Raw genomic sequence first — 22,267 nt, 5'->3', positions numbered from 1 at the left:
AAGTGCCTTGGCGCAGCGGAAACGCATCATCAACTGCGAGCGAATTCGATGCAAACCGATAGCGCTGTTACAGGTAACTGTGGCGGTGATAAAGCAGAAGTCAGCAGACGGCATAGTAGCCAAATGCCCAGCGTAATGGCTGGGACACGGTGAAGGCCGGAACATTTAGAACAAAGGAGGAGCCTTGTCAGACTTGAACACACGAATGCCGTCCGGTAGTGACGTGACTCAGCGTACTGATGAGCAGCCAGCCTTTAGCGCAGATCTACTCGAACTTTTTCTCAAGCCTTCCAATCTTGTGTCGGCATGGAAACAGGTTCGAGCCAACAAAGGGGCCGCTGGCATTGATGGCATGACCATTGATGACTTCCCCGCTTGGGCAAACGCCGGAAACTGGAAACGTGTTATGACTGAGCTTCGCTCAAGCCAATACCAACCTTCACCGGTGAAACGCGTTGAGATTGACAAACCTGATGGCGGAAAACGTCAATTAGGGATCCCAACTATCGTTGATCGTGTGATCCAACAAGCGATTGCTCAAGTCCTTACGCCTATTTTCGACCCAACCTTCTCAGATAATAGCTTTGGATTCAGACCAAATCGAAATGGGCAGCAAGCCGTGAAGCAGGTAAACAGCATTATCAAAACGGGACGTCGTTTTGCCGTGGATGTTGATCTGTCTAAGTTCTTTGACCGCGTTAATCACGATTTACTCATGACCTACCTTGGCTATAAAGTGAAAGATAAGCGATTGCTTAAACTGATTAAACGTTACTTACGAGCTGGGGTTATCGATAACCAGTTTTATAGTGAGAGTCGAGAAGGTGTCCCTCAGGGCGGGCCATTATCGCCGCTGTTGGCAAACATCATGCTCGACCCATTGGACAAAGAGCTTGAGAAACGGGGTCACAAATTTGCCCGATATGCGGATGATTTTACCATACTGGTAAAGACGCCCCGTTCGGGTGAACGTGTGCTCAATAGCATTAGCAGATTCCTGAGTCACCGCTTGAAGTTGGTGGTTAATACAACCAAAAGCCACGTCGTTAAAACCAGTGAAAGCAAATTCCTTGGATTCACCTTCAAGGCAGGCCGCATTCAATGGCACCCGAAGACCCTGATGAAGTTTAAACAGCAGGTTCGACGGTTAACGAATCGCAACTGGGGCGTATCGATGCAATACCAACTCTTTAAACTCAGTCAATATTTACGAGGCTGGATAAATTACTTTGGTATCGCCAGTGGATATCAGCGCTGCGTAGAACTGGATCACTGGATCCGGCGCAGAGTGAGAATGGCTTACTGGCGTCAGTGGCGAAAGCCCCGCACCAAGGTACGAAACTTAATGAGACTGGGCGTGCATGTTCAAGCTGCGGTGGCGTGTGGTATCACCAGCAAAGGACCATGGCGTAGTGCAAAATCTCCGGGGATCAATCAGGCGTTATCTCTTGATTACTTAAAATCCGAAGGGCTTTATTCACTGCGTGATGGATGGATTGCGCTTCACTATCCTAAATGAAACGCCCTGTGCGGAGCCGCATGCAGGGTGTTGTGGGGGCTGGAGGCTAGATACCACCGGCTACCCGATTATGCCGATTGTCACCTCAACTTCGAAGGAGCTAAAGGTTTAGTGCAATCAATAATAAGACTGAATATGTTTTTATTAGCATTTATTTTATTAAGTTGAGCTTCCAAGTCACTCAAAGTGTCATATTTAGTTGGTCGTTCAAACAATTCACACTTGTACCACAGAACCAAATAAATGCCATGTTTACAACGTTCACCTCTCATATAAGCTGGCAATTGTTTAGTTAACCCTTCCTCTACTTTATCTGCATGGGCTAACTTTAATTCAACACATAATCTGAGTAGTTTATTCTGACTGTTAGTAAATGAAACCAAAAAATCTATTTCTCCATTAGAGCTTTCAACTTCCCGAGAAATTTGTATTCCCATAAAATCAAAAATAGCTCTCAAGTGGCTAAATATATAAGGTTGAGACTCTGGCTCACGGCAAGGAACCTGCTTTCCTGTTTTATCGTTCTTCCACAAATATTTATAGCCGCCATGGTTTTCGATATTGTGCTTTACAAATAAGTCTACACACCTATAAACAAATTCTTTTAAGCTTTTTTCAGTTTCAATTTTGGTTGCAAGTATCAACTCTCGAATATCAATAAATCTGTCATTCAAATTTACACTATTAAGTCTTTCAATAAACCTAGTTAGAGTCTTAGAGTAGGAATCTGGATTTGTTATTGCGTATAGTTTGTGATGTATGTTTTCTCCTGTCATTTCGTCAATATGCTGAACAAAATAATTAGAGAACATATTTATATTTATATCTTTCCTATCAATTTCTATGTGTTTTTGTAGTTCTATCAAATTTTCTAAAAGTGTCTGAACAACAAATTCTTTATGTGGGTAATAAGTTCGACCAATCAAAGCTTCTTTTTCTGAGAAGTCTATATTGGTATAGCCAGTTTCATTTAATTCAACATCAGGAATATATAACTCTCTAATTGCAATAAGAATATGGGTGTAATTCCTTCCCTCTTCAGGTTCAACATCACAGTAGTGGCTCCACCCCATATTTGCTATGTTCCAACCACTCATAATTTTAAACATGGGATCAGCCCAAAAAGCTGAAACGGGGGATAATACAATTTCTAATCTTTCATCAATGTTGATTACCTGTTGATCTGTATTACAACAAGCAGATGGAATTGAGAAACGTATTAGAGTGACAACATTTTTACCCTTTGTTGAAGTTTTCGAAAGCGTTCCATTACCAAATGAAAAGCCATGAACCTGAACTCCTCCGGGTTCAGAATTCACAGTGATCTTTAAATACTCTAAATCATCATCGCTTATTACTTCTTCATATTCATCTATGAGCTCGTTAAGCTCAGCACGACTTCTTAAGTTATAGGAAGCATTGTGAGACACTATAGTATTTACTAAAACTGATCGTTCAATTGATGAATTTGCTGCTTCTAGCAGTTCATTTAAGAAATCCCCTGCTTGCATAAATTGTCCTTTAGAGACAAAGATTGCTAATGCTTTAGAGATATATGTTGAAAAAACATTACGTATAGAATTTTCATCACCAAAAATTTCATCATTGGAACTTGAAAGTCCGGTGCCGCAGAGCTTTATCCTTGCATTTATTGCTGACAAACCTTGAGAACTAATTAAAAACGATTCTTCTATTAGCTCCTTAAAATTCTTATTTTCGAAATCAATTATGTATGTTTTAGATATATCAGAGACATAGATTGACTCAAGGAACTTAGTTGTTACTTCAAAATATTTTTCGATTTTATTTAAATCTGGGGAGGATAGTATAACTGGATACAAATGATGTAATACAAAACCACAATTCTCTAGCAACTCAACATCTTTTTTTCCTTCAGGCGTTTCGATGCCTACCTTGATTGTATAGCGCTCTTTATTTCGGGAGAGTTTTTCGATTGCTTTTAAGAACGCCACTAAACAATTTAAAGCTTCTTTATGGCTGCGAGGTTCGTTCCCTTTTTGCAAAAAAGAAACATAGTTTAGTGATTTCTCTATTATTTTAATTTCAGTAGACAATTTAACTCCATTCTCGACTATCGGCATAACAATTTAGTGTACGGAAAAAGTCCTTTATGCAAGGTGGATAAAGTCCGTATATCACTCAAATAATTCATTTACTGTCGCACGTAAATAAAACTATATCAATGTCTTACGTTTTAATTTGAAAAGGGTGGGGGCTAGAAGCGGAAATTTTCTTTTATTTTTGGTGTTTCTTAAAATGTTTTTCAATGTTTATTAGTAAAGTTTTTTTGTAGCTAGAAATAAAAAAGCGAGGCATTTGCCTCGCTCTTAAAAAGTTTTCAATGTTGCGCTTATTGCACTTCTTCTTGCTCGTCGAATGCGCCAGCGAACAGTGGGCTACTTAGGTAACGTTCTGTACCACTTGCTAGTAATACTACAACCACCTTGTCTTTGTTTTCTGGACGTTCTGCAAAGCGTTTCGCTGCAACTACTGCTGCACCCGATGAAATGCCAGCAAGAATACCTTCGTCGGTCATTAGCTTGCGCGCCATTTCCATACATTCTTCGTTAGTCACTTGCTCAACCTCGTCAATTAAGCTCAAGTCCAAGTTACCAGGAATGAAGCCTGCGCCAATACCTTGAATTTTGTGTGGGCCAGGCGTTAGTTCTTCACCCGCAAGGGCTTGTGTAATAACTGGCGAGTCTGTTGGTTCAACAGCAATAGAGGTAATAGCTTTACCTTTGGTGTTCTTAAGGTAACGGCTAACACCAGTAATAGTACCACCTGTACCTACACCCGCTACAAACGCATCTACTTTACCGTCTGTGTCTTCCCAAATCTCTGGGCCAGTGGTTTTTTCATGAATAGCTGGGTTTGCTGGGTTGTCGAATTGCTGAAGCAATACGTACTTTTCTGGGTCTGAATCTACAATTTCTTGGGCTGCTGCAACTGCACCTTTCATGCCTTTAGGGGCTTCAGTAAGTACTAAGTTTGCGCCAAGCGCTTTAAGTAGTTTTCTGCGCTCAAGGCTCATGCTGCTAGGCATAGTTAAGGTAAGCTTGTAACCACGAGACGCCGCTACAAAAGCAAGGGCAATACCCGTGTTACCACTGGTAGGCTCTACAATTTCTTTGCCGGCAGTAAGGACACCGCGTTTTTCTGCATCCCAAATCATGTTTGCACCAATACGGCACTTTACGCTGAAGCTCGGGTTACGCGACTCAATTTTTGCGTAAACATTACCTGAAGTTACGCGGTTTAGCTTAACTAGTGGCGTGCGGCCAATAGATAGGGAATTGTCATCAAATACGTTCATTTTTAATCCTTACCTTGTTCCTTTAAGTCTGGGGCTCGTATAAAAGCCCTAGGAAACTCAATCTGTCGTTAACGGTACGACCTTTTTAATAGTTAATAATTCATAGCCTGAATTAGGGGATTTCGCCATACCCTTATATCATTGGTCCCAATTGCTAAAATGCAAAGTGTTTTTTAGCTATATGTTATTGTTAAAATACATGAAGACGAAAAATTAAACGGAGTACAACAAGAATGGCTTTTAGTGGCACGTCTAATTATATCGCTACCAAAGATTTACAACTTGCGGTGAACGCCGCCATCACCCTTGAACGCCCACTTTTAATTAAAGGTGAGCCTGGAACGGGTAAAACCATGTTGGCCGAAGAGTTGGCCGAAAGTTTGGGTACAGAGCTTATTCAATGGCACATTAAGTCCACCACAAAAGCGCAGCAAGGTTTGTACGAATACGACGCAGTTTCCCGTTTACGCGACTCTCAATTAGGTGACGATCGCGTTCACGATATTGGCAACTACATTGTTAAAGGTAAGCTTTGGGAAGCGTTCAGCGCAGAGAAGCGCCCGGTCTTATTAATTGACGAAATCGACAAAGCCGATATTGAATTCCCCAACGACTTGCTACTTGAGCTCGATAAAATGGAGTTCTTTGTTTATGAAACGCAAGAGCGCGTTGTCGCTAAACAGCGCCCCATTGTTATTATTACGTCTAATAACGAGAAGGAACTGCCTGATGCGTTCCTACGCCGCTGTTTCTTCCACTACATTCAATTTCCTAACCCAGAAGAAATGCAGGAAATTGTGAATGTGCATTTTCCTGATTTGAAGAAAAAGCTACTTGATGAAGCGTTAAAAGCGTTTTTTGAAATTCGCGATGTACCCGGCCTTAAGAAAAAACCGTCTACGTCTGAATTAATTGATTGGTTGAAGTTGCTTGTGGCTGAAGATATTCCACCTGAAGCTTTACACTCAAAAGACGGCAAAGCCGCAATTCCGCCGCTTTACGGGGCACTACTTAAAAACGAGCAAGATATTCACTTGTTCGAAAAACTGGTCTTTATGGCGCGCCGCTAATGCTTATTCAGTTCTTTTTCACGCTACGAAAATATCAGGTTAAAACCACGCTTCGCGAGTTACTTGATTTGCTAAGCGCCTTGGAAAAGCACGTGGTGTATGCCGATATAGAGGCCTTTTACAGCTTGTCTCGTACCATTATGGTTAAGGATGAAACCCAGTACGATAAATTCGATAGGGCGTTTGCTGAATATTTTGAAGGCGTTGAGTCTATCGATTTATTCGGCAAAGAGATTCCCGAAGAATGGCTGAGAAGGGAAATTGAGAAAAACTTAAGCCCTGAAGAGCGCGAAGCATTGCGCAAAGCTGGTGGCCTAGAAGAACTGATGGAAACCCTTAAAAAGCGCTTGGAAGAACAACAAAAGCGCCACCAAGGGGGCAACAAGTGGATAGGTACAGGCGGTACATCGCCATTTGGTGCCTATGGCGATAATCCTGAAGGTATTCGAATAGGGCAAAAGGGCAACAGAAAATTCTCTGCGGTTAAGGTTTGGGATAAGCGTGAGTTCAAAAACTTAAGCTCGGATGTAGAGCTGGGTACTCGCAATATCAAAATTGCATTGCGTAAACTGCGTAAGTTCGCTCGAACCGGTGCCAGCGAGCAGCTTGATGTGCCTACCACCATTGGTGAAACAGCGAAAAAAGGTGGGCTGCTTGACATACACATGGCGCCTGAACGGCACAACGCGGTAAAAGTACTGATGTTTTTTGATGTTGGTGGCTCTATGGATCCTCACGTCAAAAGTACCCAAGAGTTGTTTTCAGCAGTACAAACTGAATTTAAGTACTTAGAGTATTTTTATTTTCACAACTGTGTTTATGAAGAGGTGTGGAAAGACAATTTACGTCGCAACAAAGAGCGTATCTCTATTTGGGATATCATCCATCGTTACGGCAAAGACTACAAAGTTATTTTTGTGGGCGATGCCACTATGGGGCCCTATGAGATCACCTATCCTGGCGGTAGCGTAGAGCACTGGAATGAAGAGCCAGGCAGCGTGTGGATGCAGCGCTTACTCAATCATTTTAACAACGCAGTGTGGTTAAACCCACAGCCAGAAAACTACTGGCCGTACTATGCTTCGGTTAAGATCATGCGTGAAATTATGGAAGACAGAATGTATGGTTTGACACTGGAAGGCCTTACCGAGGCCATTAAAGGGTTAAGTAGAAGCCGCTAGTTTTATTTAAGTAGGAACAAGGTACTAGGATCAAGGAACAAGGAGCAAGGGCATTGCCATCTAGCGAATATTATTTAGCAAGCCTGGTCCTTGCCGGTGGCCAAAGTAAGCGCTTTGGTGGTAACAAACTGCTGTCTGTACATCCTCGCTCTAAGCAAGCACTCATTGCTCACTGTACTGATGTGCTTGTTAACACCTTATCTCAAGTTAATACTAAAGATGCTAAGAAAGACTTTCCTAACGTGCCATTGGTAGTCTGTGGTAAGTGGGTTGATAGTGTACAAAGCTCACTTCAGCCTTCTTCAGCCACTGTTGTATACAATGAAAACTGGGAAGAGGGTATTGCTTCAAGCCTTCGTACAGGCGTAAATGTTTGGTGTGGTCAGCCAAACATACCCACCCATTTGTTGGTTACGTTGGGCGATCTCGCCAGTATTAACCAAGATGATTTTTTACAGCTTATTACTGCTTCTCGTGCAAACCCAGAACACATTATTTGCAGTACATGGAGTGCATCAAATACCCATGACGTGGGAAAAAGAATGAACAAACGTACAGTGCCGGCTATTTTTCCACGCTCCGCGTTTACTGAATTACTCACACTTACTGGTGATACAGGGGCAAAGCCCATTATTGCTGCGTGGAAAAATCATGGGAAAGTTACTGATGTGTCGATACCTAACGCGCAATACGATATCGACACACCACAAGACTGGGATCAATGGCGAAGTGCCGCCGAAGGGCGCTGAATATACAATAAACGCGCACCAAGCATTACCGCAGCAGCGCTTAAACCCACGATAAAACCAATCCAAAAACCAGCTGCCGCCATTGGTTCAGCGGTTATCCAGTTGGTTCTACCCAAAATTACGCCTGTCGGAAGCCCTATAAGCCAATAGGATATAAACGTAATAATAAACATGGCTGTTGTGTCTTTATAGCCGCGTAAGGCGTTGGCCGAGATAACCTGAACGGCGTCTGACAACTGAAACAGTGCGGCGTATATAAGGAGTGCATTGGCTAAGGTATAAACAGCATCATCACTGGTGTACAAACCAATTATGAAGCTTTTGGCAACCAAGGTAAACGTAGCAGTACACGCCGCGGTGCAAAAGCCAATAAGAATTGCCGTGCGCGCGGCTATTTTGGCTTGTCGTTGATTGTTTTGGCCAATTCTATATCCAATTCTAATGGCCGCTGCCATACCAATGCTCATGGGGAACATAAACATCAGCGCCGAGAAGTTAAGGGCCACTTGGTGTGCTGCCACAGTGGTAGCGCCAAACGGGGCTAGTAATAACGCCACCAGTGAAAATAACGTTACTTCAAACAGTATGGTCATGGCAATGGGTAAGCCAAGCTTGAAGGTGCGGTTAATGGTGTTTAAGTTAGGTTTATATAAATGCCCGAACAGATTGTACTTTTGTAGTGCAGGAGAAAAGCGCACATAAACAAAGGTAGCAATAAACATGGTATAAATAACTATAGCGGTAGCAACACCACAACCCGCTCCACCCATAGCGGGAATAGGGCCTGCGCCATATATAAACAAGTAGTTGCCCACTATGTTGGCAAGTAACCCAATAACGGTAATGGTCATTGTGGGCTTGGTTTTTCCTAACCCTTCACAATAGTTACGTAGCCACTGATATAAAGCAAAACCGGGCATTGCCAGCAACACGTAATTCACATAATCAACGGTAATGCTATACAGCTCTGGCGCCATGGGGAACAGTGACACAATATTGCCAGTAAACGGCAAAAGTAATGCGACCACCAAGCCCACAAAAAACACCAAATAGCCCGCTTGCTGGCTGGTGTCGGCAATATCGTGAAGTTGTTTGTTACCTTGTAATCTGGATATTAACGGCGGAAGTGCAAGGGCAATACCCTGAATAAAGCACAATAGCGGCACCGTGATACTGAACCCCAGTGCTACGGCGGCCATGTCGGTAGCGCTGTAACGGCCAGCCATAATAGTATCGCTAACCCCCATTAACATTTGTGTTATTTGGGCAACTAATAAGGGCCACGCTAGTTTTAGTATATCTCTGCCTTCCACAAGGAAGCGTTTTTTGTTCACGTTTTGTGTCTCTGATAAAAAGGGCGTTTAGAAGGCATGCTTACGCTTTCATTAACACCAATAAAACTACAAGGAAAATGGCATTACAGGCACAATTGCTCCTTTGGGAAGCGATGCGCTATTTTCATCAACCACTAAGAAGCAATTTGCTGAGGTAATGGATGTCATCACACCAGAGCTTTGGGTTTTAAACGGGGTTACTTCCCAATCGCCATTTTGCGTTTGTACCATGGTTGCCCGTTGAAAATCTCGCCTGCCTCCTCGGTTGCGTACGTCCTGCGTTAAAGTGGCATTAACATAAAGCGGTTTAAAGGCGGCGCTTTGTCCCTGCATTTTACGAATGGCTGGCACCACAAGTAGCTTGGCGGTTACGAAAGATGACACGGGGTTACCTGGTAAGCCGCAAAAAAGCGTTTGGTTAATTTTACCTAACGCAAAAGGTTTACCTGGTTTTATCGCTACTTTCCAAAAATCGATTGTGCCAAGTTCACAAATGATGTCTTTTACATAGTCGGCATCGCCGACAGATACGCCGCCACTGCTTACCATTACATCAACCTTTTTACTGGCCTCTAAAAATAGAGCACGCAACGAGGCTTCGTTATCTTCAACAATGCCAAAATCGATAATATCGGTGTTTTCTTCCTGCAATATGCTGCTAATGCCAACGCGGTTCGACTCAAATATTTGTGTACTAAGTCGAGTAGTGCCAGGCGCTGCAAGCTCTGAGCCTGTGGCTACTATGCCTACGCGCAACTTTCTGTACACGTTAACTGTATTTAAACCTTGTGATGACAGTAGCATTAAATGTTCGGCTTTAAGGCGAGTACCTTTTTCTATCAGCACATCGCCTTTGGCAATGTCATTGGCTTGGCGACGAATATTTTCGCCTTCACTTGGGCGCTGATTAATTATCACTTTGTCATTGTTGATGTCGGTGTTTTCAATCATCACCACGGCATTAGCGCCGGCAGGTAGGGGGGCGCCTGTCATAATTTTTATCGCACTTGCTTTATTAAGCGGTGTATCCGCTTCCATACCTGCGGTAATGGTGCCTTGTATGGTTAACGGCATATTAGTGTTTACTTCATCTGCGTTAACAGCAAAACCGTCCATTGCGGAATTGTCCCAAGGCGGGACGTCAAGGTGCGCGACCACGTCTTCTGCAAGTATGCGGTTGTTTGCTTCAAATAAACTAATGGGCTCGATATCGGTGACAACATCAGCAGCATTAAGTACGTTTGATAGCGCTTCTTCCAGTGAAAGCCATTTAGATGACATGCCTATTACTCCCAGAGACTAAAAACAGCAGGATATTACAGAAAAACCGTAGCGAAACCAAAGTTTATACCAATCCACTTAGGAGTTTACCCTCTCAGAGTGGGTAAACTCCTAAGTGGATTGGTATTGCTATGTCATATAGTATGGTGTTTAACGCAAGTTAACAGTTAATAAGGTTGAGGGGCTGGAAAGCTAAGCGTCTTCAAAGCTCGGCAATTACTGCACTAGGTGAATGCAAAGCTAGGTGAATACAGAGCAAATTGAACTTGTTAATTAAAGCTAGTTACAGCTAATCACAGCGAAAGTATTTCCTCAAACGAGTCGAATACCCAATCGGGGTTGTATTGGCTTATATCTTGGCCATAGTTGTAACCGTACGTTAAGCCTATACTTTTCATGCTTGCTGCTTTCGCTGCCAGTATATCGTTTTTAGAGTCTCCCACCATGATGCATTGGTTGACGCCAACACCAAGCTCATTACAAACATGCAGTAATGGCATAGGAGAAGGTTTCTTTTCTTTCAACGAGTCGCCACCTAAGGCAATACAAAACACCGACGTAAGGGAGAATGCCTCTAATATGGGTGCAATAAATTCAAATGGTTTATTGGTAACTAAAGCCAAGTTGAAACCTTGGTTATGCAACGTCCGTAAGGTGTTTTCTACGCCCTTGTAAAGCGCTGAATGCACGCAAACCGCTTCTCGATAGTGTAGTAAAAAACGCACCAACGCGTTGTCTATATCCTCTTCTTTTGGCGAATCGATACTAGCGCGTAAACCGCGTTCTACCAATACACGAGCACCATTGCCTACCCAGTTTCTAATAACCGATTCTGCATGGGTTGGCAGCGAAAATTCAACTAACGTTTTATTTAACGCAACGGCTAGGTCGGGCACAGAGTCTACAAGCGTACCGTCTAGGTCAAAAATGAAGGTGGATATTTGCGTCATCGGGTATGCATTTTAGCTTTGGGTGTGAAGTAGGGGAAGCATAACACCTGCTGCAGTGATACAACAGGTGTTATAAGCTTGTTTTAAATAGAGTTATTCAAAATCTTGGTTACTGATCCACATAACCTGATAGGGTTTTAACTGAATAGCACCATTAGAAAGCGCTATTTCATCTCGGGTAATGAGATCTATCCAGTTGTCTGTACCAATTAAATTGATGTCGGTAAGCAGAATAGTTTGTTCTTCATCCGAGATATTACTAATACAGAAAATACTTTGCTTTCTATCTAGGCTTTGTCGCCAAAAACCGAAAATTTGATTACCTAACTGCAAAGTAAACTGCGTTGCATTTGGGTGAAATGCCGGTTGGGCTTTTCGTATGCGAATAAGTTGCGATAACCGAGTCAGCACTTTGTGATGCTGTGAAAAGGGCGAATCAAGCAAGGCTTCTAGTTCACGTAAGTCCCAGCGACGACGGTTAATTGAACGGTTTTGACCTGTGTTAGCCACTTTCTCATAGTCGTTGGACGTGCCCAACAAACTGTGAATATAGATACCCGGAATACCTTCCATACCAAGCATAATAGCGTGAGCACAAATAAATCGGTCTACTTGATATTTATCAGGCCCTTTGGTTGTACCTTGTAGTGCATCAAACAAAGTTATGTTTATTTCGTAGGGCTTTTGTTGTCCGTGATCTGAGGCTCGCCACGATACTTTGCCGCCAAAGTGCTGCATGGTATGCACAAGCTCAGATATCTCTTCTTCACTTAACAGCCCTTCCGCTGGGCGCAGGCCAATGCCATCATGCGATGCGATAAAGTTAAAATATGCCGTGCCGTTTTGTGCCGGTGGCATACTCATCATCCAACTCTTCAAGTAGGTACAGTCGCCTGTAACTAAGGTATTCACCAACAGTGGTGGTAAAGAGAAGTTATAAATGGCGTGGGCTTCGTTGGCATTCCCAAAATAGGTGAGGTTTTCTCTGTTGGGAATGTTGGTTTCGGTAATAATGATTATCGAAGGATCAACATGCTCTATAAGCGTACGAAGAAGGCGAATCACTTCGTGAGTCTGGGCCAAATTAATGCAAGTTGTGCCAAGGATTTTCCATAGAAATGCTACGGCATCTAAGCGGAATAACTTCGCGCCTTTGTCGATGTACAAACGAATAATGTCAACAAAAGCCAATAGCACTTTGGGGTTTCTAAAATCGAAGTCTACTTGGTCGTGGCTAAAAGTACACCATACGTGTTTGGTACCATTGGCGGTTTCGGTTTCACGTAAAAGAGGAGACACGCGAGGGCGTGTAACCATCGACAAATCTTCAGCCGGATCCGCGGTAAAGAAGAAATCAGAACCCGGTCCTTCGCCTTTAATAAAGTTATCGAACCAAACACTACGCGCAGAACAGTGATTAATAACCAAGTCTGCCATTAAGCCATAGTCTTTCGATATTACCTCAATATCATCCCACGAGCCCAAAGCTTCATTTACTGTTGAGTAATCGATGACTGAAAAGCCATCGTCTGAACTGTAGGGGAAGAATGGCAGTATATGTACATTATTGATAGTGTTCTTACAATAGCGATGTAAGAAGCGGTTAAGCGACACCAATGGGCGCACATTTTCTTCAATAACACTATCGCCATAGGTGATCATAACAATATCGTCTTCATCCCAATAGTTATAGTGGGATTGAGGCGCAGCGATGTCGGCTTCCGACTGTATACCTATGGTATTTAATAAATCGGTTGCGAGGGCTTCATAGGAGGTATCTAACGCCACGTCGGCGTAGATACTTTCCAAATGATGCACCACTCTTTCATGGAGTAGTTCCCATGCCATGTTATTTACTCCATAAATTCTGCTGTATCAGCTTCTACGGCTTCTAACAGGCGTTCAAGAATATCAGGAACGGCACTTGTTACACGGTTCCAACTAGGAATAAACGGCGTTTCCATTGGGTTTTCAAGAAAGTTCTGTCCAGCCTTCATAATGTTACTGGCAAACATTTCAACCGCTTTCTCTTCGCTGTGAATATCTAAGCTAAGCCCATTCATCACCGCGTCGTTGTGATAGGTTTCAATGAAATCTAGCGCAATGCGGAAGTAAGTAGCTTTAATTGAACGGAACATCTCATTACTAAATGTATAACCCTGCGTTGCTAACTTTCTGAATATTGCTTTAGTAATGTCGATAGACATTTTAGACAAACCACCTTCATCGTTATTCAACGATAAGTCTTGGTGTTTGTGATCGTAAATATCGCAGATATCCGCTTGGCATAAACGGTTGTGAGAATAGTTGCGGTGCATTTCAGACAATACGCCAATTTCTAAACCCCAATCACTTGGAATGCGAATGTCGTTAAGCACATCGCGTCTAAAAGAGAATTCACCAGCAAGCGGGTAGCGGAAGCTGTCCATGAACTCTAAGTATTCGTTGTCACCCATAATGCGCTTTAACGCGCGTAGTAGTGGGGTAACTAATAGACGTGAAACGCGACCATTGATTTTGCCGTTGGCAACACGCGCGTAATAGCCTTTACAGAATTCGTAGTTAAACATGGGGTTGGCAACAGGGTAGATAAGACGTGCCAATAAGTCCTTCTCATAGGTCACAATGTCGCAATCGTGAAGCGCGACAGATTCGGCGCGGTTTGATGCCAACACATAACCCATGCAGTACCAAACATTTCTGCCTTTACCTAGTTCCTTAGGGGCCAACCCTTGCTCTTGTAGCTCTTCATCAAGTGCTTTTAAACGCGGCCCGTCATTCCATAAAACGCGGTGATGCTGTGGCAGTTTGCCAAAGAATTTTAATGCGTGTTTATACTGATCTTGATTGGCGCGGTCTAAACCGATGACAATTTCGGATAAGTAAGGAACGCCAGTAAGTTCGTCGACAATATGAGGAAGGGCATCCCCTTCAAGTTCGGAAAAGAGTGAAGGTAAGATAAGTGCCATTGGGCGCTTTTGCGAAAACTGAAGCAACTCTGCTTCTAGCTCCTCGGTGGGACGACGAGCCAAGTTATGTAACGTTGTAACCACACCATTTTGATAAAAATCAGCCATGTGTCCTCCGGATCATAAAGATAATAATTGCGTTAGCATTTCATTCCAGCCCTCAGGGCCTGTTAGGGTGCTGGTATATACCTCTTCTTTTTTTATTGCTGGTGGAGGATTTACCGGTGATAAAATTCTGATAGGAACGTGCGCAGCCTCAAGCATAGCAACATCGTTTTTCCCATCACCAAGAGCCACTGTGTTTACTTTTGTGGCAAATTGTTTTTGGTATTCGCTGGCAAGCCATTTCAAGGCTTGCCCTTTGTCGCAGTTGCCCGAAATGTGTATGAAGCGGCCACCTTCCAGTGGAAAAGCGCCGCGATCTTTGACAATTTTCATGAAGCGTTGCTTTTCTTCTTCGTTGCCTAACCACAATATGGGCTCACCAAACTGACGTTTAGCTGCTAGCGACGCTGAGTATTCGTCGAGGCCTGTTGCCTCTTGAATCTCTTCGAGTGACATTTTAGAAAACTGCTTAAATTTTCCATCGAATTCACTGCCCATTTTTTCAAGCAGTTTTATCCAATAATTCTTATTTGATATAAATGCCTTACACCAGTACCCGTCAATCCAAACTGTGCCACTGGGTTTCTGTTTTAGAAAACCATGGGGAATAAATATCGCAGCACCATTTTCAATGATAAATGGGCCATCTAAACCAATGCGCTCGCGCAGCGGTTGCAGTTCAGCAAAGGTTTTGCTGGTGGTTGGTATCACTGGTATATCTTTTTGTTCCAATGCCGATAAAGCCGGTTTCGCCGCCTCAAAAGAGTAGGTATGGTGGTCTAACAGCGTGCCGTCCATATCAGTGAAAACAAGCGTTTTCGTCATTTATTTACGTCCTGTTTAGTTATGGCTCTTCTATCATCGAGCGTATAAACGGTGTCGCACATACTGGGTAATGTACGTAGTGCATGTTCTGTAATTCTTTGATAGTACTGCACAAACTTTGCCACTTCTTCATCACTCATCACGCCTGAAACATCGCCTTTTGCCGAATTAGCAAGTTTGTGTTCCTGTTCTAAGCGCCATTGGTAAACACAATCAAAAGATGGGGCTTTAAGCATGATGCTGTAATTGATTTGGTCAAACAGCGTTTGGTATTCACCGGCTAATTCAGTATTGACGTAAGTTCGCCAAATACCAAGTGGATCTTCATTTTCCTCCAGAGTGTTAACCGGCGATTTTAAACGTTCATTCGCTTCAGCACCTACGCCTACACACCAGCCTTCCAATATAATGAATTCAGGCATATCACTTACCAGTGGCCATGAATCGATGGGGAAGGGGTTATCTATGGCTTTGTTAAAGCGAGGTAGTGAAGAGGGTATACCTTGCGTTAACTGTCGAAAGGTTTTCAAGGCAAGAGGCAGGTTGTGCGTGCCTGGTACACCGCGGGTTTTAAGTAACGGGTGTACTTTAATTGCAAGGGCATTGCGTGCCGATTGATCTAAGTAAAAGTCGTCGATAGAAAGAACCACAACTCGCTTGTTGTGTTCAGATGTCAGGTAGGCATCGATGTAACTTGTTAATGTTGATTTACCTGAACCTTGACAACCATTAATACCAATTATAAAAGGTTTGTCCGCACCATTTTGGTGCTTGATAAGTCGTTCACATAATGGCGTGAACCATTGTTGTGCAATGTCTGCATAACTACTTGGCAATTGATGTGCTGCTAAAAAGCCATGTATGTCCATGTTGTCACCCTAATCAATGCAGAATACTTACACTCTAGCAGACTAGGGTTACAACATTTATGCCAAAATAGAATGTAGAACCACTTTGGTGAGTTTAGGCTTTGTTGGCAACAAGCACGGCTCGTTGTGGTGCAGGGTAGCCTTCAATGGTTCGTGTAATATCGTTAGGATCGAGAAAATCTTTCAAAGATTGTGTGTCCATCCATTGTGTTGCGCGTTGCTCATCTAACGTCGTATGGTTAATATCCACAACCCGTATATTTTCAAAACCTAAACGTGCAAGCCACACTGTTAGCGCTGCCGTGCTCGGTAAAAACCATACATTCCGCATTTGTGCGTAACGTTCACCGGCCATTAATACGGTGTTCTCATCGCCATCGACAACAAGTGTCTCAAGAATAAGCTCGCCACCTTTGCGCAGCTGGTCTTTAAGCTGAGTTAAGAACGCGAGGGGGTCTTTACGGTGGTACAAAACGCCCATAGAAAATACAGTATCAAAGGCCTTTAAAGGCTGCATTTCCTCGATGCCCATTGGCAAAAAGTGAATGCGTTCGCTAGCAACACTATCGTGTTGCATAAAGTGTTTGATTGCTTGAAATTGAATATAAAATAGTTGAGTTGGGTCTACGCCAATAACCTGAGACGCACCAGCACCCAACATGCGCCACATGTGATAGCCGCTGCCACATCCAACATCTAATACCTGCCTATTTGCTAACGGAGCGATATGCGGAGCAACGCGGTCCCATTTCCAATCTGAACGCCACTCAGTATCGATATGGATACCGTGAATGTGGTAAGGGCCTTTACGCCAAGGCATAAACTGTTTTAACAGTCCTTCAATTTGCTTTTGAGTGTAAGGGTTAATATCTTGCGATGGTGCTACAGTTACACTTTCTGCTAATTCTACAGTGTCTACATTGGGCGTTGGTAACTTCGCTATGAGTCGACACCATTTATCAAATTCACCGTGCTTACCCGTGCGCTGCCAGTTATCCATAAGCGCCGGCAGGGTTTGTAGCCAATGAGAAAGTGGGCTGTCTAATAACGACTGATAACACTCGTGTAACCAAGTCTGTTCTAGTTTACTCATAGTCATCTCAATTTAATGTAAACAGATAAAAGGGGGAATAAACGACAAAATACGTACAGTTAATTTATGCTTTTATGGCTACCATAGAGGTAAAGTTATAGCATTTGTACCACATTACCACATCGCTGAAGCCGGCATTTTTTAGACGCGTTTCGTGCTCACCAAAGGTGTCGGTTAACATGACTTTTTCTAACGCCGCGCGCTTTTGGCTAACTTCCAGCTCGCTGTAGCCGTTGTTTCGCTTGAACTGGTGATGTAGGTCGATAAGTAATTCGTTCCCTGCACGAGAAGGATGGCGAATTTTCTCAGACAAAACCAGTATGCCACCTGGGTTTAGACCTTGGTAAATCTTGGTTAGCAGCGCTTCGCGATCTGCTGGCGGAATGAACTGCAGCGTAAAGTTCATGATCACCATTGATGCGTTTTCAATTGCGATGTCTTGAGCCATGGCTTGTTTAATATTAATGGGGTTGGGTAACGTGAATGCTTGCACCACACGTTTGCATCGTTCAACCATAGCCGATGAGCTGTCGACGCCAATAATGTTACATGTTTTGTCTTGAGTTGCTCGAGCAACGGACAAACTCGCCGCACCCAAAGAACACCCTAAATCATAAACGGTAGAGTTATCGGTGACGGCATCTTTGGCTAACTCACCAATGGTATGAATAATGGTTTCATAGCCAGGCACTGAACGCTGGATCATATCGGGAAACACATCAACCACAGATTCGTCAAAGCTAAAGTCGGCTACTTTATTCAGTGGGGTTGCATAGATGTTGTCGTGTTTCTTCACAATAAGCCTTTAATTACAAATTTGGGCGGCAATTTTACCGTCTGATAGGAAAATGCCAATCTAAAACACCAAATTTTATTACAATTTTGATTATATTTGGGTTTTAGGGGTTTTCGTTACTAAACTAAAGTATTAATCTAGATAAATAATAAACCAAGGAAGCAGTAACGCTAATGACGAGAATTCTAGTCGCAGACGATCACCCACTGTTTCGCGAAGCGTTGAGCGGCGCGTTAGAACCCTATCTAGAAAATGCACACATTCTTGAGGCTGGTAGCCTCGACGATGCCATTGTTAAGTTAAACGAGTTTGACGGTGTCCAGTTAGTACTCCTTGATTTGAATATGCCGGGCGGGGAATACTTTAACGGTTTGATATCGTTAAAAGAGAAGTTTCCAAATATTCCTGTTGGCGTTATTTCAGGTAGCGACAGTGTCGAAGTTGTTGCACAAGTCATGAGTCTTGGTGCTCAAGGCTTTATTCCCAAGGTTTCTGCCACAAAAGCGATTGCGCAGGCGATTGTCGATATGATTGCAGGTAAACGCTGGTTACCAGAGGGAATGGATGATGAGCTTGAGAAGGTGGACGACGAGTTAAAAGTGTTGTTGCAGCGTTTCCGCGAGCTTACACCGAAGCAAATTCAAGTGTTGTCATACCTTCGTGCTGGTTTAATGAATAAGCAAATTGCCCACGAAATGAATGTTACCGAGGCGACAATTAAAGCGCACATTAGTGCCATACTTCGCAAATTAGAAATTAACACACGTACTCAAGCTGTGTTGTTGATGGACAAGCTTCAATTACATTAATGCATAAAACGACCAAACAAAACGAGCGTCCTAGTTCGTTTTGATTGGTTTAAACGTTACTTCACCGTCTTTAGTAATAATACCCAGTCCCTTGTCAGGAATGTCGTCAAACTTCTTCCTTTTAGACGTATATACTTGTTTATTCTCAGGTGTTTCATCGTCAATTCCGACCAATTTGGTTAAATAAATGGCCCAGTACTCAACATGTGGCGTAGCGTAGTCTTTATAAAAGGCAATGCCAATTTGATCTTGTTCTTGATAAAAGGGGAGTTCAGCCAGCAGGTGAATTTTATGGCTGTATGACGTTTTAAATGCAAACCACACGTCATCGGCGTCTTTATAGCCTCCAGCTAGGGCTTCCACTTGATTACTCATGGCATCGCCATAATATTCTGGTAGAACAAGGCCTGCATCGCGAATACGGGTATTTGGGCTGCCACCTAAAAAGTGTGAGACAAGCCCCCGAGAGGCCATATCTTCAGCTTTCTCTTCTGCAATCTTGACCAACGTTGGGTTGCACACTAGGCGCGTTCTCATTTGCTTAGGATCAGTGGCAATGCGCAAGGCAAGCGCTTTTGCTTGTGGCGTATTTCCACAATCAAACTGAGTGGTGTCGGCTAAGGCAGGAAATGAAAAAATAATGGCAAGACCACATAGAAAGGATTGCCATATTATCGCGTTAAGTTTGATATTGGGTATCGTATTAAACATCTTGCTAAATAGTTTATTAACCAATTTATTGACCAGTCTATTATTCAGTCTTTCAAAAAATAAAGGGCCGCTTAAGCGACCCTTGTTTACTTTCGAAAAATTAAGCAGCTTTACCGCTTCGCTTTTTCGCGGTGCTGGAAGAGTTGATTTTAGCCACAAGTTCTTCGTGGTCGAAATCGTCTACGTTAATAGTGCGTAGTCTTCCTGCTTCGGTTTTGCGTAGTAAACTTGCTTCATCCTCGTTAATAATCCCTTCTGAAAGGGCATCGTCAGCAAGCTTATCTAGTTGAGTAAACGGTAGTTTAGCTTTTTTGTGCTTACAAATACGCTCAAAAATAGGCTCACTGGCTAATACATCATCCAACGTTTGCTCCAAGTCACCCATTAGGCTGCCTTCTTCACGGGTTAAGTACTGACCATAACCTAAGCGGCTGCGTGCAGAACACGGCGTTTGAAGCATTTGAGCAATAGCGTGTTCGGTTTTGTCAGATGGCTTACCAATTCGACGTCCAAACGGAATAACCATGGCGCGCATCGCTACAGCTATCGCTCTGTTGGGGAAGTTTGCTAAAAAATCATCAATTGCCGTTTCAATGTCGTGCAGCGTGGTTTGCATTGCCCAATGAAGAAGCGGTAAGTCTTCTTTTAAACGTCCTTCTTCGTCAAAACGCTTAAGGGTAGTACTGCCCAAGTAAAGACCACTTAAAATATCACCCAAACGGGCTGACAAGCGTTCACGACGTTTAAGATCACCACCTAATACGCCCATTGATACATCGGTAAGTAGGGCTAGGTTAGCACTGTAGCCTTGAAGTAGTTTGTAATAACGTGCTGTTTCGTCAGTAAATGGCGCACTGCTGAACGCACCGTTGGTTAGCGAGAACCAGATGCTGCGAACCGTGTTAGCAACTGCAAAACCAATGTGACCAAATACTGCTTTATCAAACGCTTTCAACGCGTCTTTCTTGTCTTCAATAGATGCAGCTTGAATTTCTTTTAGTACGTAAGGGTGACAACGCATTGCACCTTGACCAAAAATCATCATGTTACGAGTAAGAATGTTCGCACCTTCAACCGTAATCGAAACCGGTACACCTTGGTATCCACGACCTAAGTAGTTATTTGGCCCAAGCATGACGCCTTTACCACCGTGCACGTCCATAGCGTCATTGATAATTTGACGCATTTTTTCGGTAAGGTGATATTTACAAATAGCAGAGATAACCGACGGTTTTTCACCAAGGTCTACACCTACGGTAGAAAAACGGGTAACGCCGTCCATCAAGTAGGCATTACCACCAATACGCGCTAGCATTTCTTCAACGCCTTCCATATGACCAACAGGCATGCGGAACTGTCTGCGAATGCGCGCATAGGCACCCGTAGCAAGAGACACTGACTTAGCACCACCTGCGGCAGAAGATGGTAATGTAATACAACGGCCTACAGATAAGCATTCAACCAACATGCGCCAGCCACGACCAGCCATTTTCGGACCACCAATGATGTAGTCGATAGGCACAAAGATATCTTCACCTTTAATAGGACCGTTTTGGAACGGTGTATTAAGCGGGAAGTGACGACGACCAATTTCCAACCCTTTAGTGTCGCGAGGAATAAGAGCACAAGTAATACCTGGCTCTTTATTGTCGCCCAATAAACCGTCTGGGTCTTGCAGTTTAAACGCAAGACCAATTACCGTCGCAACAGGCGCTAGTGTGATGTAACGCTTGTTGAAGGTAAGGCGCATACCCAACACTTCTTCACCGTTAAACTCACCTTTACACACTACACCCACATCAGGAATAGCGCCTGCGTCAGAGCCTGCTTCAGGGCCTGTTAACGCAAAACAAGGTACTTCTTCACCCGCCGCTAGGCGTGGTAAGTAGTGGTCTTGTTGCTCTTTGGTGCCGTAATGCTGTAGCAGTTCGCCTGGGCCTAATGAGTTAGGCACACCTACGGTGCTAGATAAAACCGCACTCACACCCGCCAATTTTTGAAGTACGCGAGATTGTGCGTAGGCAGAAAATTCCAAACCGCCATATTGTTTTTTGATGATCATGGCGAAGAATTTGTGTTCTTTCAGGAACGCCCAAATTTCAGGGGGGAGATCTGCGTCTTTGTGGTTAATTTGCCATTCATCTACCATCGAACAAACTTTGTCACACGGACCATCTAGAAACGCTTGTTCTTCAGCTGTTAATCGACCTTTCGGAATGCGGTGAAGTTTGTCCCAGTCGGGCTTGCCGCTGAAAATATCGCCATCCCACCACACAGTACCAGCGTCAATTGCTTCTTGCTCTGTGCTTGACATCTCGGGCATTACGCGACGATAGAAAGCAAGTAGTTTAGTAGAAATGTGCTGTTGTCTGATATTCGACAACGTAAAAGGAAGTGTTAATGCTAGGTAAACAACCCAACCGAACAGGCCGATATCACCAAATAGGGTACCTAGAACCATAACCCCTGCGCCCATGGCAACCGCCGTTACCAAGCTTGTTCGCTGATAACTCGCCACCGCTAGTGCTAAAACCACCAGCAAAAACCATATAAAATCTGCCATACTTCACTCCTGAGAGGCGTTGAACATAACGTGGGTGACTTCTCAATTGTACGAAAGAAACACTAAATTCGCCTTGAAAATTGAGGTCTGACCAGCATGGTGTAAA

18 protein-coding genes are annotated in these 22,267 nt (G+C 43.5%); 5 read left to right on the top strand and 13 right to left on the bottom strand.

The window, feature by feature from the left end:
• Window positions 1-184 precede the first annotated feature (184 nt).
• Window positions 185-1,519: a group II intron reverse transcriptase/maturase gene (ltrA, locus tag EYR97_RS08245; protein WP_131093364.1), complete on the top strand. Its 1,335-nt coding sequence runs from the start codon at window positions 185-187 to the stop codon at window positions 1,517-1,519.
• 80 nt (window positions 1,520-1,599) lie between these two features.
• Here ltrA and EYR97_RS08240 read toward each other — a convergent pair whose 3' ends face one another.
• Both EYR97_RS08240 and cysK read right to left on the bottom strand, forming a co-directional pair.
• Window positions 1,600-3,594, bottom strand: a complete 1,995-nt coding sequence (locus EYR97_RS08240; RefSeq protein ID WP_131093363.1) for a hypothetical protein — start codon at window positions 3,592-3,594, stop codon at window positions 1,600-1,602.
• A 296-nt stretch (window positions 3,595-3,890) separates the two neighbouring features.
• Window positions 3,891-4,856, bottom strand: coding sequence for a cysteine synthase A (gene cysK, locus EYR97_RS08235; protein WP_131093362.1), 966 nt, complete (start codon window positions 4,854-4,856; stop codon window positions 3,891-3,893).
• A 233-nt stretch (window positions 4,857-5,089) separates the two neighbouring features.
• Between cysK and EYR97_RS08230 the strand changes: the two genes are divergently transcribed.
• Genes EYR97_RS08230 through EYR97_RS08220 form a run of 3 tightly spaced genes read left to right on the top strand, consistent with a single transcriptional unit; the run spans window position 5,090 to window position 7,856 of the window.
• Window positions 5,090-5,926: a MoxR family ATPase gene (locus tag EYR97_RS08230; protein ID WP_120959111.1), complete on the top strand. Its 837-nt coding sequence runs from the start codon at window positions 5,090-5,092 to the stop codon at window positions 5,924-5,926.
• Window positions 5,926-7,107, top strand: a complete 1,182-nt coding sequence (locus EYR97_RS08225) for a VWA domain-containing protein (RefSeq protein WP_131093361.1) — start codon at window positions 5,926-5,928, stop codon at window positions 7,105-7,107. Before EYR97_RS08230 ends, EYR97_RS08225 begins: the two co-directional genes overlap by 1 nt.
• Before the next feature lie 53 nt (window positions 7,108-7,160).
• Window positions 7,161-7,856 (top strand): NTP transferase domain-containing protein, encoded by a 696-nt coding sequence (locus EYR97_RS08220; RefSeq protein ID WP_131093360.1) that lies wholly within the window; start codon window positions 7,161-7,163, stop codon window positions 7,854-7,856.
• On the opposite strand, the gene EYR97_RS08215 is transcribed toward EYR97_RS08220, so the two are convergent.
• The 9 genes from EYR97_RS08215 to cmoA all read right to left on the bottom strand — a co-directional run bounded on the left by EYR97_RS08215 (window position 7,826) and on the right by cmoA (window position 18,078).
• Entirely contained in the window at window positions 7,826-9,190 is a 1,365-nt protein-coding gene (locus tag EYR97_RS08215; protein WP_131093359.1) for an MATE family efflux transporter, read from the bottom strand. The two genes, EYR97_RS08220 and EYR97_RS08215, sit on opposite strands and share 31 nt — an antisense overlap.
• Window positions 9,191-9,256: 66 nt before the next feature.
• Entirely contained in the window at window positions 9,257-10,471 is a 1,215-nt protein-coding gene (gene glp, locus EYR97_RS08210) for a gephyrin-like molybdotransferase Glp (protein ID WP_131093358.1), read from the bottom strand.
• 293 nt (window positions 10,472-10,764) lie between these two features.
• Window positions 10,765-11,421: a phosphoglycolate phosphatase gene (locus tag EYR97_RS08205; RefSeq protein ID WP_131093357.1), complete on the bottom strand. Its 657-nt coding sequence runs from the start codon at window positions 11,419-11,421 to the stop codon at window positions 10,765-10,767.
• A gap of 93 nt (window positions 11,422-11,514) precedes the next feature.
• Complete coding sequence (locus EYR97_RS08200) at window positions 11,515-13,269, bottom strand: sugar phosphorylase (RefSeq protein WP_131093356.1); 1,755 nt, start codon at window positions 13,267-13,269, stop codon at window positions 11,515-11,517.
• A 5-nt stretch (window positions 13,270-13,274) separates the two neighbouring features.
• Complete coding sequence (locus EYR97_RS08195) at window positions 13,275-14,498, bottom strand: glycosyl transferase (protein ID WP_131093355.1); 1,224 nt, start codon at window positions 14,496-14,498, stop codon at window positions 13,275-13,277.
• A 12-nt stretch (window positions 14,499-14,510) separates the two neighbouring features.
• On the bottom strand, window positions 14,511-15,320 hold the full coding sequence (locus EYR97_RS08190) for a mannosyl-3-phosphoglycerate phosphatase (protein WP_131093354.1): 810 nt from the start codon (window positions 15,318-15,320) through the stop codon (window positions 14,511-14,513).
• Complete coding sequence (locus tag EYR97_RS08185; protein ID WP_131093353.1) at window positions 15,317-16,189, bottom strand: kinase; 873 nt, start codon at window positions 16,187-16,189, stop codon at window positions 15,317-15,319. The genes EYR97_RS08190 and EYR97_RS08185 overlap by 4 nt, the downstream gene beginning before the upstream one ends.
• Window positions 16,190-16,283: 94 nt before the next feature.
• Window positions 16,284-17,282: a tRNA 5-methoxyuridine(34)/uridine 5-oxyacetic acid(34) synthase CmoB gene (gene cmoB / locus EYR97_RS08180; RefSeq protein ID WP_131093352.1), complete on the bottom strand. Its 999-nt coding sequence runs from the start codon at window positions 17,280-17,282 to the stop codon at window positions 16,284-16,286.
• Between the two features lie 64 nt (window positions 17,283-17,346).
• Window positions 17,347-18,078: a carboxy-S-adenosyl-L-methionine synthase CmoA gene (gene cmoA / locus EYR97_RS08175; RefSeq protein ID WP_131093351.1), complete on the bottom strand. Its 732-nt coding sequence runs from the start codon at window positions 18,076-18,078 to the stop codon at window positions 17,347-17,349.
• A gap of 173 nt (window positions 18,079-18,251) precedes the next feature.
• On the opposite strand from cmoA, the gene EYR97_RS08170 reads away from it, so the two are divergent.
• On the top strand, window positions 18,252-18,887 hold the full coding sequence (locus EYR97_RS08170; protein WP_131093350.1) for a response regulator transcription factor: 636 nt from the start codon (window positions 18,252-18,254) through the stop codon (window positions 18,885-18,887).
• Window positions 18,888-18,917: 30 nt separating this feature from the next.
• Here EYR97_RS08170 and EYR97_RS08165 read toward each other — a convergent pair whose 3' ends face one another.
• Together EYR97_RS08165 and fadE are read right to left on the bottom strand one after the other, a co-directional pair.
• Window positions 18,918-19,622: a CAP domain-containing protein gene (locus EYR97_RS08165; RefSeq protein WP_242634956.1), complete on the bottom strand. Its 705-nt coding sequence runs from the start codon at window positions 19,620-19,622 to the stop codon at window positions 18,918-18,920.
• A gap of 76 nt (window positions 19,623-19,698) precedes the next feature.
• On the bottom strand, window positions 19,699-22,161 hold the full coding sequence (fadE, locus tag EYR97_RS08160; RefSeq protein ID WP_131093349.1) for an acyl-CoA dehydrogenase FadE: 2,463 nt from the start codon (window positions 22,159-22,161) through the stop codon (window positions 19,699-19,701).
• Window positions 22,162-22,267: the final 106 nt, after the last annotated feature.

The sequence above is a fragment of the Alteromonas sp. KUL42 genome, assembly GCF_006538325.1.
In the GTDB taxonomy this organism is placed as follows: domain Bacteria; phylum Pseudomonadota; class Gammaproteobacteria; order Enterobacterales; family Alteromonadaceae; genus Alteromonas.
Note: the sequence above shows the minus strand (reverse complement) of the source record. Positions and strands in the feature narration are given on the sequence as shown.